Source organism: Actinomadura sp. NPDC048021 (assembly GCF_040653135.1).
GTDB classification, from domain to species: domain Bacteria; phylum Actinomycetota; class Actinomycetes; order Streptosporangiales; family Streptosporangiaceae; genus Spirillospora; species Spirillospora verrucosospora.
The window spans coordinates 35,827-49,620 of the sequence record NZ_JBEZJQ010000020.1 but is presented as its reverse complement, the minus strand read 5'-3'; the positions used below and the strand labels follow the sequence as shown (position 1 = coordinate 49,620).

The following is a 13,794-nucleotide window of genomic DNA, read 5'->3' as shown; positions in this document are numbered from 1 at the left end:
AGGACCGCGGATCCGCGTGCAGGAGGGCTCGGGACCTGCTGCGGCCTCCTAGGGTGAGTGTCGTGTCACCCCGCATCCGTGGTCTCCACGCCGTCCGCGCCTGGCTGCACGCGCGCCCGATGGCGGCCGACGCGTTGCTCGCGCTGGGCCTCCTGGCGGTGGGGCTGCCTCAGCTCTTCCTCGAGGAGCTGCCCGCCGGCCACGGCTACGATCAGTTCCGGTCGCCGGACATCTGGGACGGCCTGGTGGTCACCATCGTGACGATGGCGCTGACGTGGCGCCGCCGCCATCCGATGCCGGTGCTGCTGTTCATCATCGGCGGCGAGCTAGTGATGGCGGTGGCCCACTATCCGCCGTCGGTGCCGGACGTGGTGGCGTTCCTCGTGGCCGTCTACAGCGTGGCGGCGCACCGGGGGCTGGCGCAGAGCGCGCTCGGCGGCGCGACGGCGTTCGTCTACTTCCTCGCCTACCTGCTGGTCCTGCCGATCTCGATGGCGCCGGAGGTACTGATCACCGACTGCGCGCTGGTGATCGGCGTGTGGGTGCTGGGCCGCAACCTGCGGCTGCGCCGGGCGTACTTCGCCGAGCTGGAGGACCGGGCCGCCCGGCTGGAGCGGGCGCGCGGAACCGACGCGCGGGCCGCGCGCGTCGAGGAGCGGTCCCGGATCGCGCGGGAGCTGCACGACGTCGTGGCGCACCACGTGAGCGTGATGACCGTGCAGGCCGGCGCCGCGCGGCGGATCATCGACCGGGACCCCGGCAGCGCGCGCGAGGCGATGTCGACGATCGAGGAGGTCGGGCGGACCGCGCTGAGCGAGATGCGGCGGATCGTCGGCGTCCTGCGCACGGACCGCGACTCCGAGCGGGCGGGCCGGGAACTGGCGCCGCAGCCGGGCCTCGGCGACCTCGGCGAGCTGCTGGAGCACGTGCGGGAGACGGGCCTGTCCGTGCAGCTGTGGATGGAGGGCGAGGCGCGTCCGCCGTCCCCGGGCGTGGACGTGGCCGCCTTCCGGCTGATCCAGGAGGCGCTGACGAACACGCTCAAGCACGCGGGGCCGCAGGCGCGGGCCTGGGTGCGGCTGTACTACGGCGACAGCGACCTGACGGTGGAGATCGAGGACGACGGGCGCGGGACCGCGACGTTCATGGCCGACCACGGGGACAACCCCGGGCACGGTCTGGTCGGGATGTACGAGCGGGTCGCGCTGTACGGTGGCGAGTTGAAGATCGGGCCGAGGGTCGGCGGCGGATTCGGCGTGCGGGCCCGGTTCCCGCTGGAGCCGTGAGCCGTGCGAGGCCGTAGGTTGGGGCAGGAGCGCCGCGGACGCGGCGGTCCGGTGAGGCGAGGAGCGCGACGATGAACGGTCCGGGACGGCGGCCTGCGGTGGTGGCCCGATGACCACGGTGCGGGTCCTGCTGGTCGACGACCAGCCGCTGCTGCGGACGGGGTTCCGGCTCATCCTGGAGGCGGAGGCCGACATCGCCGTCGTCGGGGAGGCCGGGGACGGCGCGGTGGCGGTGGAGCTGACCCGGTCGCTGCTGCCGGACGTGGTGCTGATGGACATCCGGATGCCGGGGGTGGACGGCATCGAGGCGACCCGCCGGATCATCCGGGAGGGCGCGGCCTCGCACGACCCCCGGGTGCTGATCCTGACGACGTTCGACCTGGACGAGTACGTCATCGAGGCGGTCCGGGCGGGCGCCAGCGGGTTCCTGCTCAAGGACTCCCCGCCCGAGGACCTGGTGCAGGCGATCCGCATCGTGGCGGCGGGCGACGCGATCGTGGCGCCGTCGGTGACGCGGCGCCTGCTGGACAAGTTCGCCAGCCGGCTGCCGGCCGTCCGGGACGCGGCGCCGCCGCCCGGGCTGGACACCCTCACCGAGCGCGAGCGCGAGGTGCTCTCGCACGTGGCCCGCGGCCAGTCCAACGCCGAGATCGCGGCGGAGCTCGTGGTGAGCGAGACGACGGTGAAGACGCACGTGGGGAACGTCCTGGCCAAGCTGGGCCTGCGCGACCGCGTCCAGGCCGTGGTGTACGCGTACGAGACGGGGCTGAGCAGGCCCGGCCAGAGCTGACGCGCGGGCCGGGGGGCCGGTTTCGGGGTCGGCCCCTGAGGCGCCCCTGACTTTCGTCGGCGGAGGCCTACTCCGGTAGGACGACGGTGGAGGGGCTTCTCCTGCCGTGGGTGGACGGACAAGTCCGTTCCTGGGGTCCAGGAAACCGGTTTGTTCGGCTTCTAGGGTTTTGTGAGTCGGATCGCCGGGGGCACGGCGCGGTCCGGACGCATTCCTGCTCACTCACCCACGGGAGTACACGTGACGAACACCGCCCCATCGACCGCCGGCGCGGAGCACGCGCCCGGGGCGGGCGACTTCGCCGCTCGAACCCAGCAGATCGCGAAGGTGTACGGGCGCGGCGACGCCCAGGTCGTCGCGCTCGACGGGGTCACCGTCGGCATCCCCCGCGGCCGGTTCACCGCGATCATGGGCCCCTCCGGATCCGGCAAGTCCACCCTGATGCACTGCATGGCGGGGCTGGACTCGGTGGACTCCGGGCAGGTCTACATCGGCGACACCGAGCTGACCCGGCTCAAGGACAAGCAGCTCACCCGGCTGCGCCGCGACAAGATCGGCTTCATCTTCCAGGCGTTCAACCTGGTGCCGACCCTGACCGCGCTGGAGAACATCACGCTGCCGATGGACATCGCGGGCCGCAAGCCCGACCAGGAGTGGCTGGACGCGGTGGTCGACACGGTGGGGCTGCGGCCGCGGCTCAAGCACCGTCCCACCGAGCTGTCGGGCGGCCAGCAGCAGCGGGTGGCGTGCGCCCGCGCCCTGGCGTCCCGCCCGGAGATCATCTTCGCGGACGAGCCGACGGGGAACCTGGACTCGCGCGCGGGCGCCGAGGTCCTCGGCTTCCTGCGCGACTCCGTGCGGCGGATGGGGCAGACCATCGTGATGGTCACCCACGACCCGTCCGCGGCCGCCTACGCCGACCAGGTGCTGTTCCTGTCCGACGGGCAGATCGTCGACACGATGACCGAGCCGACCGCCGAGCGGGTGCTGGAGCGCATGAAGGGCTTCGACGCCGGCGGCCACAACACCCGTCCCGCGGGCGCGGCCGGTTCCGGGGTGTCGGCGCGATGATGGGCAAGGTCACGCTCCGCAACCTCGCGGCGCACAAGATCAGGCTGGTGCTGACGGCCGTCGCGGTGATCCTCGGCGTCGCGTTCGTGGCCGGCACGCTGATCTTCACCGACAGCATGAACAAGCAGTTCGACGACCTGTTCAGCCGGATCGGCACGAACGTGGCCGTCGACGTGCGCGCCAAGAAGGTCGTCGAGGGCGACGACGACGGGGCGGCGGCGCAGCCGGTCCCGGCGACCGTGCTGAAGACCCTGCAGGGCATCGACGGCGTCAAGGACCCCCAGGGCAACGTCAACGGGTACGCGGCCGTCGTCGGCAAGGACGGCAAGATCGTCGGGACCGCGCAGGAGGGTCCGCCCCAGATCGGGACGAACTGGTCGACGGGCGGGACCTACGACCTGGCGTCGGGCCGCGCCCCGCAGGGACCCGACGAGGTCGTCATCGACGCCAGGACCGCGGAGAAGGGCAGGCTCGCGGTCGGCGACACCACCCGGGTCCTCACCGCCGGGCCGCCCGCGCGCATGCGGATCGTCGGGCTGGTCGACGCCGGGAACCTGATGGGCGCGACGCTCACCGGATTCGACACCCCGACCGCGCAGCGGCTGATGCTGAAGCCCGGTTACTTCAGCGACATCGAGATGGGCTCCACCGGTCCGTCCCAGAACGAGCTGCGCGACCGGGTCGCCAAGGCGCTGCCGCAGAACCTGGAGGCCGTCACCGGCGAGAAGCTCCGCGAGGAGTCCAAGAGCGACATCGCCGCGATGATGGACTTCTTCCGCACTTTCCTGCTCGTGTTCGCGCTGATCTCGATCTTCGTCGGGTCGTTCATCATCTTCAACACGTTCTCGATGCTGGTCGCGCAGCGGACCCGCGAGCTGGCGCTGCTGCGCGCCATCGGCGCGGCCCGCGGCCAGGTGACGCGGGCGGTGATCGGCGAGGCCGTCGCGGTCGGGGTGGTCGGCTCCACCCTCGGCCTCGCGGCCGGCGCGGGCCTGGCCTCCCTGCTGCAGACGCAGATGGGCGACGCCGGGCAGGGCGGGCTGACCTTCACCGCGACCCCGGTGATCTCGTCGTACGTGGTGGGCATCGTGGTGACGGTCGTGTCGGCCTACTTCCCGGCCCGCCGCGCCGCGAAGATCCCGCCGGTGGCGGCGATGCGCGACGACGTCGCGCTGCCCCAGCGGTCGCTGCGGATCCGGATCGCGCTCGGCTCCCTGCTCACCCTCGTGGGCGCGGGGCTCATCGCCGTCGGCCTCGCCGGCGGCGGCGGCAACCCGGTGGTCCCGGTCGGCGTGGGCGCGTTCGCGGTCTTCATCGGCGTCGCCATGCTCGCCCCGGTGATCAGCGTGCCGGTGATGAAGGTGCTCGGCGCGCCGTTCGCGCGGCTGATGGGCCCGCCCGGGCGCCTCGCGCGGCAGAACGCGCTGCGCAACCCGCGCCGCACCGCCGCGACGGCCGCGGCGCTGATGATCGGCCTCGCGCTGATCACCACGGTGAACGTGCTGGGCGCGACGATGCGGGCCTCGGTCGACGAGCAGGTCGACGCGCAGTTCGGCGCCGACTACCTCGTCGAGGTGCAGGGCGCGGGCGGCATCACCGCCGAGGCCGCCCAGCGGATCCGGACGACGCCCGGGGTGGCCTCCGCGTCCCCCACCTACGAGGGCAACGCCAAGATCGAGAACAAGAAGGCGTGGTACATGTCCGGCGACGCGGCGGTGATCGCCAAGGCCGCCAGGCTGAAGGTCACCTCCGGCGGCACCGGCATCGGCGACGCCGGGATCATGGTGGACGAGGACACCGCGAAGGCCCGCGGCTGGAAGGTCGGGGCGGCGGTCCCGGTGCAGTTCGCCGACGGGCGCACCGAACAGCTCAGGCTGGCGGGCGTGTACGCCAAGAGCGATCTGATCGGCCCCCGCCTCATCTCCCCGCAGGCGCACCTGCGGCACACCCTCAAGCCGACCGTGACCACGGTCGTGGTGGACGCCTCGGCGCCGTCGGCGGCGACGAAGGGCGCGCTGGAGTCGTCGCTGAAGGACTACCCGAACCTGAAGGTGTCCGACCAGGCGTCACTGAAGGCCGACGCCCGCAAGCAGGTCGACGGGTTCGTGACGTTCCTGACGATTCTGCTGGTGATGTCCGTCATCATCGCGGCGGTCGGGGTGGTCAACACCCTGGCCCTGTCGGTCATCGAGCGGACCCGGGAGATCGGGCTGCTGCGCGCGATCGGGATCTCCCGGCGGCAGCTGCGCCGCATGGTCCGGCTGGAGTCGATCATGATCGCGGTCTTCGGCGCGGTGCTCGGCATGGGCATCGGGGTGGCGTTCGGCGCGGCCCTGCAGAACGCCCTCGCGGACAAGGGCCTCGGAGTCCTCGCCGTGCCGTACGGGACCCTGGGGATCTACCTGGTGGTCGCCGCGGTCATCGGCGTGCTGGCGGCCCTCTGGCCCGCGTGGCGCGCGGGCCGCATGGACGTCCTGAAGGCCATCTCCACCGAGTAGCCGACGGCCGGCAACGCGGAAAGGCCCGGTCCCCCTGGCGGGGGCCGGGCCTTTCCGCGTGCACGGTGCGCACCCCATGCACGGGGCACGCCTGTCGGCGCTACTCCACGGAGTCAGTGCCGTCGGCAGGGACCGGGTCGGCGGCCGGCGCGGCCGGCGCCACCGCGGCCTTGGCGACCGCGTCGGTCGCGCTGACCGTGGTGTTCTCCGGGAAGTGGCAGGCCGCCTGGTGGCCCGGGCTGAGCTCCACCAGCGGCGGCTCGACCTGCTTGCAGATGTCCTGCGCCTTCCAGCAGCGGGTGTGGAAGCGGCAGGCGGGCGGCGGGTCGAGCGGGCTCGGCACGTCGCCCTGCAGCCGGATCCGCTTGCGGTCCCCGCGCTCACTCGGGTCGGGGATCGGCACCGCCGACAGCAGCGCGTTGGTGTAGGGGTGCATGGGCCGCTCGTACAGGTCCGCCCGGTCCGCCACCTCGACGATCTTGCCGAGGTACATGACGGCGACGCGGTCGGAGATGTGCCGGACGACCGACAGGTCGTGCGCGATCACCACGTAGGTGAGGTCGAGCTCGTTCTGCAGGTCCTCCAGCAGGTTGACGACCTGCGCCTGCACCGACACGTCCAGCGCCGACACCGGCTCGTCCGCGACGATCAGCTTCGGCTTGAGGGCCAGGGTGCGGGCGATGCCGATGCGCTGCCGCTGACCGCCGGAGAACTCGTGCGGGTAGCGGTTGTAGTGCTCGGGGTTCAGCCCGACCAGCTCCAGGATCTCCTGGACGGCCTTCTTGACGCCCTGCTTGGCCTCGATGTTCTGCAGCCGGAAGGGCGCCCCGACGATCGCGCCGACCGTCTTGCGCGGGTTCAGCGACGAGTACGGGTCCTGGAAGATCATCTGGATGTCGCGGCGGAGCGGCCGGAGCCGCCCCTGCGACATCGTGGTGATGTCCTGGCCCTCAAAGGTGATCTTGCCGAAGCTCGGGTCCAGCAGCCGCATGATCATCCGGCCGGTGGTGGACTTGCCGCAGCCCGACTCGCCCACCAGCCCGAGCGTCTCGCCCTTGCGGACCGAGAACGACACGCCGTCGACGGCCTTGACCGCCGCGACCTGCCGGCGCAGCAGCCCCGCGGTGACGGGGAAGTGCTTGCCGAGGTTGTCCACCTCCAGCAGCGGCTCGCCGTCCCGCACGGGGCGGGTCTCCGCGGCCGGACGGGTCTCGTCGGCCGGGGTCTTCGTAGTGTTCACAGTCTCGTTCCCACCCGTGCTCGTCACAGCTTCGCCCGGATCTCGTCGTTCCAGATCTGCCGCTTCTTCTCCAGCGGGAGATGGCACGCCACCTTGTGGCCGGGTTCGGCCTCGATCAGGTCGGGCCGCTCGGTCGTGCTCTTGTCCCCGTTGAGGTCACTGTAGGGGCAGCGCGGATGGAACGCGCAGCCCGACGGCACGTTGATCAGGCTCGGCGGCGACCCCACGATCGGCATCAGCCGCTCCGTGCGCTCCCGGTCCAGCCTCGGCATCGAGCCGAGCAGCCCCCAGGTGTAGGGGTGCAGCGGCTGGTGGAAGGCGTCGTCGACGGAGGCGTACTCCACCGCGCGGCCCGCGTACATCACCAGGATGTCGTCGGACAGCTCGGCGACCACCCCGAGGTCGTGGGTGATCATGATGACCGCGGAGTTGAACTCCTGCTGCAGGTCCCGGATCAGGTCAAGGATCTGCGCCTGGACGGTCACGTCCAGCGCCGTCGTCGGCTCGTCGGCGATCAGCAGCTCGGGGTCGCAGGAGAGGGCCATCGCGATCATCGCGCGCTGCCGCATGCCGCCGGAGAACTGGTGCGGGTAGTCGTCCACCCGCTTGTCCGGCTTGGGGATGCCGACCTTGCCGAGCATGTCGATGGCGTGCTTGCGGGCCACCGACTTGGACACGTCGTTGTGCACCCGGTAGGCCTCGATGATCTGGTGGCCGACCGTGTAGAAGGGGTGCATCGACGACAGCGGGTCCTGGAAGATCATCGCCATGTCGCGGCCGCGGAGCCGGCGCACCTCGGCCTGCGAGGCGCCGACGAGCTCCTTGCCGTTCAGCCAGATCTCCCCGGACACGTCGGCGTTGCGCCGGTTGTGCAGGCCGAGGATGCCGAGGCTGGTCACGCTCTTGCCGGAGCCCGACTCGCCCACGATCCCGAGCGTGCGGCCGCGCTCCAGCTGGAACGACAGGCCGTCGACGGACTTGACCAGGCCGTCGTCCGTCGGGAAGTGGATCTTGAGGTCGCGGACCTCGAGGAACGCGCTCGGGGCCTCGCCGGTGCCCGCGGTCTCCGCGGCGGGCGCGGTGCCGGTCATCAGCCAAGCCTCACTCTCGGGTCGACGATCGCGTACATCATGTCGACGATCAGGTTGATCACGATGATGGAGGTCGCCGTGAGCAGGGTCACGCCGAGCACCATGGGCAGGTCGCCGCCCCGGATCGAGCTGATCGCCAGCTGGCCCAGCCCCGGGATGCCGAAGGTGTTCTCCGTCAGGACCGCGCCGCCGAGCAGCAGGCCGAGGTCGAGGCCGAAGATGGTGAGGATCGGCGTCAGCGAGGCGCGCAGCGCGTGCTTGGTGACGACCGTTCCCTCCGACAGGCCCTTGGCGCGGGCGGTGCGGATGTAGTCCTCGTTCATCGTCTCCAGCATGCCCGCTCTGGTGAGCCGCGCGTACATCGCGGCGTAGAGGAACGCGAGCGTCACCCAGGGCAGGACCAGCGCCTGGAACCAGCTCACCGGATTGGAGGTGAACGGGGTGTAGCTGCCGCCGCCCGGGAAGATCTTGAGTGTGTAGGAGAACAGCGCGAGCGAGACCAGGCCGGTGAAGTAGATGGGCAGCGACACGCCGCTCAGCGCGATGATCATCGCTGTCCGGTCCCAGAGCGAGCCTCTGCGCAACGCCGACAGCACCCCGGTGGCGATGCCGCCCACGAGCCAGACGAGCGCGGCGCCGAGTGCCAGCGACAGGGTCGCCGGGGCCCGGTCGACCAGCGTCTCCAGCACCGGCTGGCTGCTGCGGAACGAGTAGCCGAGGCACGGCGCGGGGCAGTGGTCGGTCACGGGGCCGGCCTTGTAGTCCTTGCCGACGACGATGGCCTTGACGTAGTTGCCGTACTGCACCACGACCGGCTTGTCGAGGCCGAGCCGCTCCTTGGTGTCCTGGATGGCCTCGGCGGTCGGCGCCTTGCCCACGTAGGACGCCGCGATCTGGTCGGTCGTCTGCCCGGCGATCTTGGGCAACCAGAAGAAGATGCCGAAGGTCACCATGCTGACCAGCAGCAACATGACGACGGCACCGATGAGGCGCCGGATGATGTATGCGAACACAATGCTCGGCCCGACCCGCCGGCCGGCGGGACCTGTGGGTCCCGGCACGGCCGGCGGGCGTCGCCTTCACCTGCCTTCAGCTGGACGCACGGACGAAGCGGAGTGTCACTCCACGCCCATGTTGAGGTAGTCGTACATTCCGCCGTAGTAGTACGTGATGCCGGCGTTCGTCACGCGCTTCGGCCGGTACATCAGGGCCTTGGCGTAGATCAGCGGCACCTCGGCGGCGGTCGCCATGACCGCCTTGTCGACCTCACCATAGGCCTTCAGACGCGAAGCCTTGTCACCGTTGGAGATCGCGTCGTCGAGGCCCTTGTTGACCTTCGGGTCGTTGAGCTCGGCGAGGTTGTTGCCGCCCGACGGCTTGATCGCCGCACCGTGCACGATCTGCGAGAGGAAGCCGTAGCCGGTGGGCCAGTCGGCCGCCCACGCCATGATCATCATGCCGATGCCGTGGTCGTGAACGTACTTCGGCACGCCGACGTACTTGTTGAAGTAGTCGCCGGCCGGGAACTGGACGATGCTGACCTTGATGCCGACCTTGGCGAGGCTCTGCTGGATCGCCTCGGCCATCGCGACTTCCTTCGGCCGGTCCGACCGCGCCGAGATCTTGGTGCTGAAGCCGTTCGGCTGGCCGCACGCCTGCAGCTCCGACTTGGCCTTGGCGAGCGTGGCCTGGTCGAGACCGCCGCCCTCGGCCTGCTTCTGCGGGTACAGGTCGAACTTGGTGTAGCCGTCCACCGACGGGGGCAGCACGGTGGTGGCGATGTCGCCGCCGGCCAGCGGGCCTCCGTAGGCGGTCTGCGCGGCGACCTTGTCGGTCGCGTACTGCACGGCCGTCCGGCAGTGGATGTTGTCGAGCGGCTTGACGTTCACGTTCAGCGACATGAACCGCAGGAAGCCCTGGACGGGGTTGTCGACGTACGGCTTCTGCTCGGGGGTCAGCACCTTCGGCTGGGTCCCGGCCTGGACGCCGACGCCGGTGATGTCCATGTCCAGCGCGCCGGCCAGCATCCGCTGGTCGATGTCGTCCGCGTTCTGCTTGATCTGGACTTCGATCTTGTCCGGCAGCGCCTTGCGGAGCGGGTCGGTGCTCTGGTTCCAGTTCGGGTTGCGCGACAGCGACATGGACTTGCCGCGCGTGTAGTTGTCGATCTTGTACGGCCCGCTGGAGACGATCGCGGACTCGTACTTCGTGCCGGTGTCCTTGGCCTTCGGCACAGGGATCGACTGCGACATCGAGACCAGGTAGTCGAACTCCTGGAACGGCTCGTTCAGGTGGAAGACGATCGTCTGGTCGTCGGGGGTCTCGATGGACTTCAGACCCTCGTCGCTCTTGTCCTCGTACGGGCCCTTGTAGGCGGGCTTGTTGTCGACGAGGTACTGCTTGAAGTACTTCGGCCCGAGCTGCAGCTCCTTGGTGTAGTTGCTGCGCTCGATCGCGTACTTGACGTCCTTGGACGTGACCGTGGTGCCGTCGTCGTACTTGACGCCGGTCCGCAGCTTGTACGTCCAGGTCTTGCCGCCGTCGCTGGACTGGCCCATGTCGGTGGCCAGGTCAGGGACGATCTCGAGGCTCGCCTTGCCCGCCGCGGCCTTGGCCGTGGTCAGGCCGCGGCCGTAGAGACGGGCGAAGTTCTGCGAGAAGGCGTAGTAGGTGTTGCCCGGGTCCGGCGAGTCCCAGTCGTCGGAGTCGGCCAGCTTGAGCGTGCCGCCCTTCTTGTCCGACTTGTTGACGACCTCGTTCACGCCGGCGTTGTACCCGGGCCCGCTCCCCGAGCCTCCGGATTCACCGCCGCCGCAGGCGGCGAGCCCTGCGGCCGCGACCACACCGGCCGCGAAGACCGCAAATGGTCTCATCTTGTTCATGTGCAGGCGCACCCCTTCAATTAGACGGGTCGGTTGAACCCGAGTCACTTGGCCCGAGGGTCGAGAGCGTCCCGCAGCCCGTCACCGAAGAGGTTGAAGGCGAGGACGGTGATGAAGATGGCCATACCAGGGATGATCATGTACGCGGGGTCCGAGGAGTAGATCGGAACCGCGAGCGTCAGCATGGCGCCCCACGAGGGCGTCGGCGGGATCACTCCGACGCCGAGGAACGACAGCGCCGCCTCGAACAGGATGTTGGTCGGGATCAGCAGGGTCGAGTAGACCAGGATCGGGGCGACCAGGTTCGGCAGGATCTCCTTGAAGAGCACGTAGGAGTTGCGGGCTCCCAGGCTGCGCGCGGCGTCGACGAACTCGCGCTCGCGCAGCGACAGCGTCTGGCCGCGGATGATGCGGCCGATGTAGGGCCAGTTGAAGAAGCCGATGACCACGACCAGCACCGAGATCCGCAGCCCGTTGCCGTTCATCCCGAACGCGCCGTCGGAGACGACGCCGACCAGGGCGATCGCGAACAGCAGCAGCGGGAACGCCAGGAAGGCGTCCATGGCCCGGCTGATCAGGTAGTCGACCCAGCCGCCGAAGTAGCCGGCCACGATGCCCATGACCGTCCCGATGACCACCGACAGCAGGGTGGCCAGGAACGAGACCAGGAGCGAGATCCGGGCTCCGTGCACGATGCGGGCCAGCAGGTCGCGGCCGGTGCCGGGCTCCACACCCAGCAGGTGGTCGCCGCTGATGCCCGTGTGCCAGATCCCCGACTTCGGCCGGTTGTAGGTCGGGTCGATCAGGTTCTGGTGGTACGTCAGAGGGTCCTGCACGAAGTACGGCCCGAAGATCGCGATCAGGATCAGCACGAGCACGATGACCGCGCCGGTCAGAGCGACCTTGTCCCGCTTCAGCCGCATCCAGGCGATCTGCCCGAGCGAGCGTCCTTGGATCTTCTTCCTGTCGACGCCGGCGAGGACAGCCTCTGGCTGCGCCTCGCTGTCGGACCCGGTCACCTCTATGGGTGCGGCCACGCTCGATACCTCCTACCGTCCGGCCACTGGTTCGGCCCTGCCGCCGGCGAGTGACCGGCGGTCGCGGAGATCATCCGCTGCCCCCCGTGCCCGTTACGCCGCGTTTGCTGAAGGGAAACGTAGTCCTTCGGGCACGACTGTCCATCCGTGAGGCGTGCTTCGGAAGTACCCGTATCTGACTTGTGATCTCGTCGTCATCTGGGCAACATGCGTCCACGCACCACGTTGGACAAATCGCCCGAATAGTACGTTCAGCCCAGACGTGCCCGGCAACTCCACACGGGTCGGGAACGGCAAGCTTTACCGTACTGAGTCCGATCTGAGACTGATCGTCCGCAGGTCAGGGCGGGGACGCGCAGAAACGGCGGGCCGGGACGCCCCGTCAGGGACGTCCCGGCCCGCCGTCACGACGCGTGCGGGCCCCGCGGCGTCAGGAGATGCCGCGGTCGCGGAGGATCTTCTCGATCTCCGCCATCTCCGGGTCACCGCCGCCCGGCGCGGGGCCCTCGACGCCCCGCCCGGGCTTGCCGCCGCGACCCGCCGAGCGGCGGCCGTCGCCGGACTTGGCGGCGGCGCGGCCGTCGTCGGCGCCCCCGCGGCGGCTCAGCATCGCCCCGGACGCCAGGTAAAGAAGCACGGCCAGCCCCGCCACCGCGACGCCCGCCCACTTCACCGGGCTGAACGCCAGGTCGACGAAGAACTCGGTCACGCCCGTCAACGCCGCCGCGAGCGGCACCAGCGACAGGGCCGCGCCGCGCAGCCCGGTGCCCGCGCCCCGGCGGCGGTAGGCGCCCCAGCTGATCACCAGCCCGACCAGGGTCACCCCGAGACTGATCGCGAATATGGCTGCGTCGCTCATGCCGGCCCCTCATTCCGTGCGGCGGTGCTCTTCCCATCGTCACACGCGAACCGCCGGACCTGCTCCTTCTGGCGGACGGTTTGCGCCCGCCGCCGTCTCCTCCTGCGGCGGGACCCGTCCCCTAGGGACCGCCCCCGGGGTACCGGCTCCCGCGTATCAGGTCACGGCCGGACAACGGCCCGGCCGCGGGACGGCCGAGGCGCCGGGTCAGGCGACCAGCGAACGCAGCCGCGCCAGGTCGACCTCGCGCAGCGAGGCGACCACCGTCCGCCCCGGCGCGGGCGGGATGGGCAGGAGGCCGGGGACGGCGACGGTGACGCAGCCCGCCGCCTCCGCCGCCGCGACGCCGTTCGGGGAGTCCTCCAGGACCACGCAGCGCGCGGGGTCGGCGCCGAGCCGGGCGGCGGCGGTCAGATACGGCTCGGGGTGGGGCTTGGTCCGGGCGACCTCGTCCCCGGCGACACTGAGCGCGAAGTGCTCGCGGCCGACGGCGTCCAGCACCGGCTCGATCAGCCGCCGGTGGCTGGAGGACACCAGGGCCGCCGTCACCCCGGCGGCGCGGATCTCGGCGAGCAGGTCCTTGGCGCCGGGCATCATCGGGACGCAGGCGCCGAGCCGCTCGGCCATGCCGTCCAGCATCCGCCGGCCGACCTCCTCGCGCGGGGCGTCCGCCCCGGTCAGCTCCAGCATGTAGTCGACGGCGAGGTAGAGGGAGCCGCCGACCAGCCGCTCCTGGTGGGCGGGGGTCCACTCGCCGCCGAGCCACGCCATGACCTCCGACTCCACCTCCAGCCAGACGCTCTCGGAGTCGATGAGCAGGCCGTCCATGTCGAAAAGCACGGCGTGCGGGCCGCCACCAGTCACAACTCTCCCCACGGGTCGTCCGGGCCGGAGAAACCACCCTATCTATGCGATCAAGGGGCACTCCGGCCAGTCCCCCGCCGGGGGCCGGCGCCTCTTGGACGGGGTGTGCAAAGAGACGGTGACGGATGGGACACCGGACCGATAACGTGCCAGCAGTTGACTACCAACGGGTAAGG

11 protein-coding genes are annotated in these 13,794 nt (G+C 70.5%); 4 read left to right on the top strand and 7 right to left on the bottom strand.

What is annotated here, in order from left to right:
• Positions 1-62 precede the first annotated feature (62 nt).
• From AB0C87_RS29050 to AB0C87_RS29035, 4 genes are all read left to right on the top strand, one after another.
• Positions 63-1,286 carry a sensor histidine kinase gene (locus AB0C87_RS29050; RefSeq protein WP_345182986.1) on the top strand — a complete coding sequence of 408 codons (1,224 nt, stop codon included), beginning with the start codon at positions 63-65 and terminating at the stop codon, positions 1,284-1,286.
• Between the two features lie 109 nt (positions 1,287-1,395).
• The gene (locus tag AB0C87_RS29045) at positions 1,396-2,076 is read left to right on the top strand and encodes a response regulator transcription factor (RefSeq protein ID WP_345182985.1); all 681 of its coding nucleotides are present in this window, start codon (positions 1,396-1,398) and stop codon (positions 2,074-2,076) included.
• A gap of 240 nt (positions 2,077-2,316) precedes the next feature.
• Positions 2,317-3,147, top strand: coding sequence for an ABC transporter ATP-binding protein (locus tag AB0C87_RS29040; protein ID WP_345182984.1), 831 nt, complete (start codon positions 2,317-2,319; stop codon positions 3,145-3,147).
• Positions 3,144-5,645, top strand: coding sequence for an FtsX-like permease family protein (locus AB0C87_RS29035; protein ID WP_360580444.1), 2,502 nt, complete (start codon positions 3,144-3,146; stop codon positions 5,643-5,645). The genes AB0C87_RS29040 and AB0C87_RS29035 overlap by 4 nt, the downstream gene beginning before the upstream one ends.
• Before the next feature lie 100 nt (positions 5,646-5,745).
• On the opposite strand, the gene AB0C87_RS29030 is transcribed toward AB0C87_RS29035, so the two are convergent.
• From AB0C87_RS29030 to AB0C87_RS29000, 7 genes are all read right to left on the bottom strand, one after another.
• Positions 5,746-6,828 (bottom strand): dipeptide ABC transporter ATP-binding protein, encoded by a 1,083-nt coding sequence (locus AB0C87_RS29030; protein WP_345183057.1) that lies wholly within the window; start codon positions 6,826-6,828, stop codon positions 5,746-5,748.
• 80 nt (positions 6,829-6,908) lie between these two features.
• Complete coding sequence (locus AB0C87_RS29025) at positions 6,909-7,976, bottom strand: ABC transporter ATP-binding protein (protein ID WP_345182981.1); 1,068 nt, start codon at positions 7,974-7,976, stop codon at positions 6,909-6,911.
• On the bottom strand, positions 7,976-8,989 hold the full coding sequence (locus tag AB0C87_RS29020) for an ABC transporter permease (RefSeq protein WP_345182980.1): 1,014 nt from the start codon (positions 8,987-8,989) through the stop codon (positions 7,976-7,978). Before AB0C87_RS29020 ends, AB0C87_RS29025 begins: the two co-directional genes overlap by 1 nt.
• Before the next feature lie 105 nt (positions 8,990-9,094).
• The gene (locus tag AB0C87_RS29015) at positions 9,095-10,849 is read right to left on the bottom strand and encodes an ABC transporter substrate-binding protein (protein WP_353834835.1); all 1,755 of its coding nucleotides are present in this window, start codon (positions 10,847-10,849) and stop codon (positions 9,095-9,097) included.
• Positions 10,850-10,902: 53 nt separating this feature from the next.
• The gene (locus AB0C87_RS29010) at positions 10,903-11,895 is read right to left on the bottom strand and encodes an ABC transporter permease (RefSeq protein ID WP_345182978.1); all 993 of its coding nucleotides are present in this window, start codon (positions 11,893-11,895) and stop codon (positions 10,903-10,905) included.
• A gap of 430 nt (positions 11,896-12,325) precedes the next feature.
• A complete protein-coding gene (locus AB0C87_RS29005; protein WP_360580442.1) occupies positions 12,326-12,754 on the bottom strand; it encodes a hypothetical protein in 429 nt (142 codons plus the stop codon).
• Positions 12,755-12,961: 207 nt separating this feature from the next.
• Positions 12,962-13,618, bottom strand: coding sequence for an HAD family phosphatase (locus AB0C87_RS29000; protein ID WP_345182976.1), 657 nt, complete (start codon positions 13,616-13,618; stop codon positions 12,962-12,964).
• Positions 13,619-13,794 lie beyond the last annotated feature (176 nt).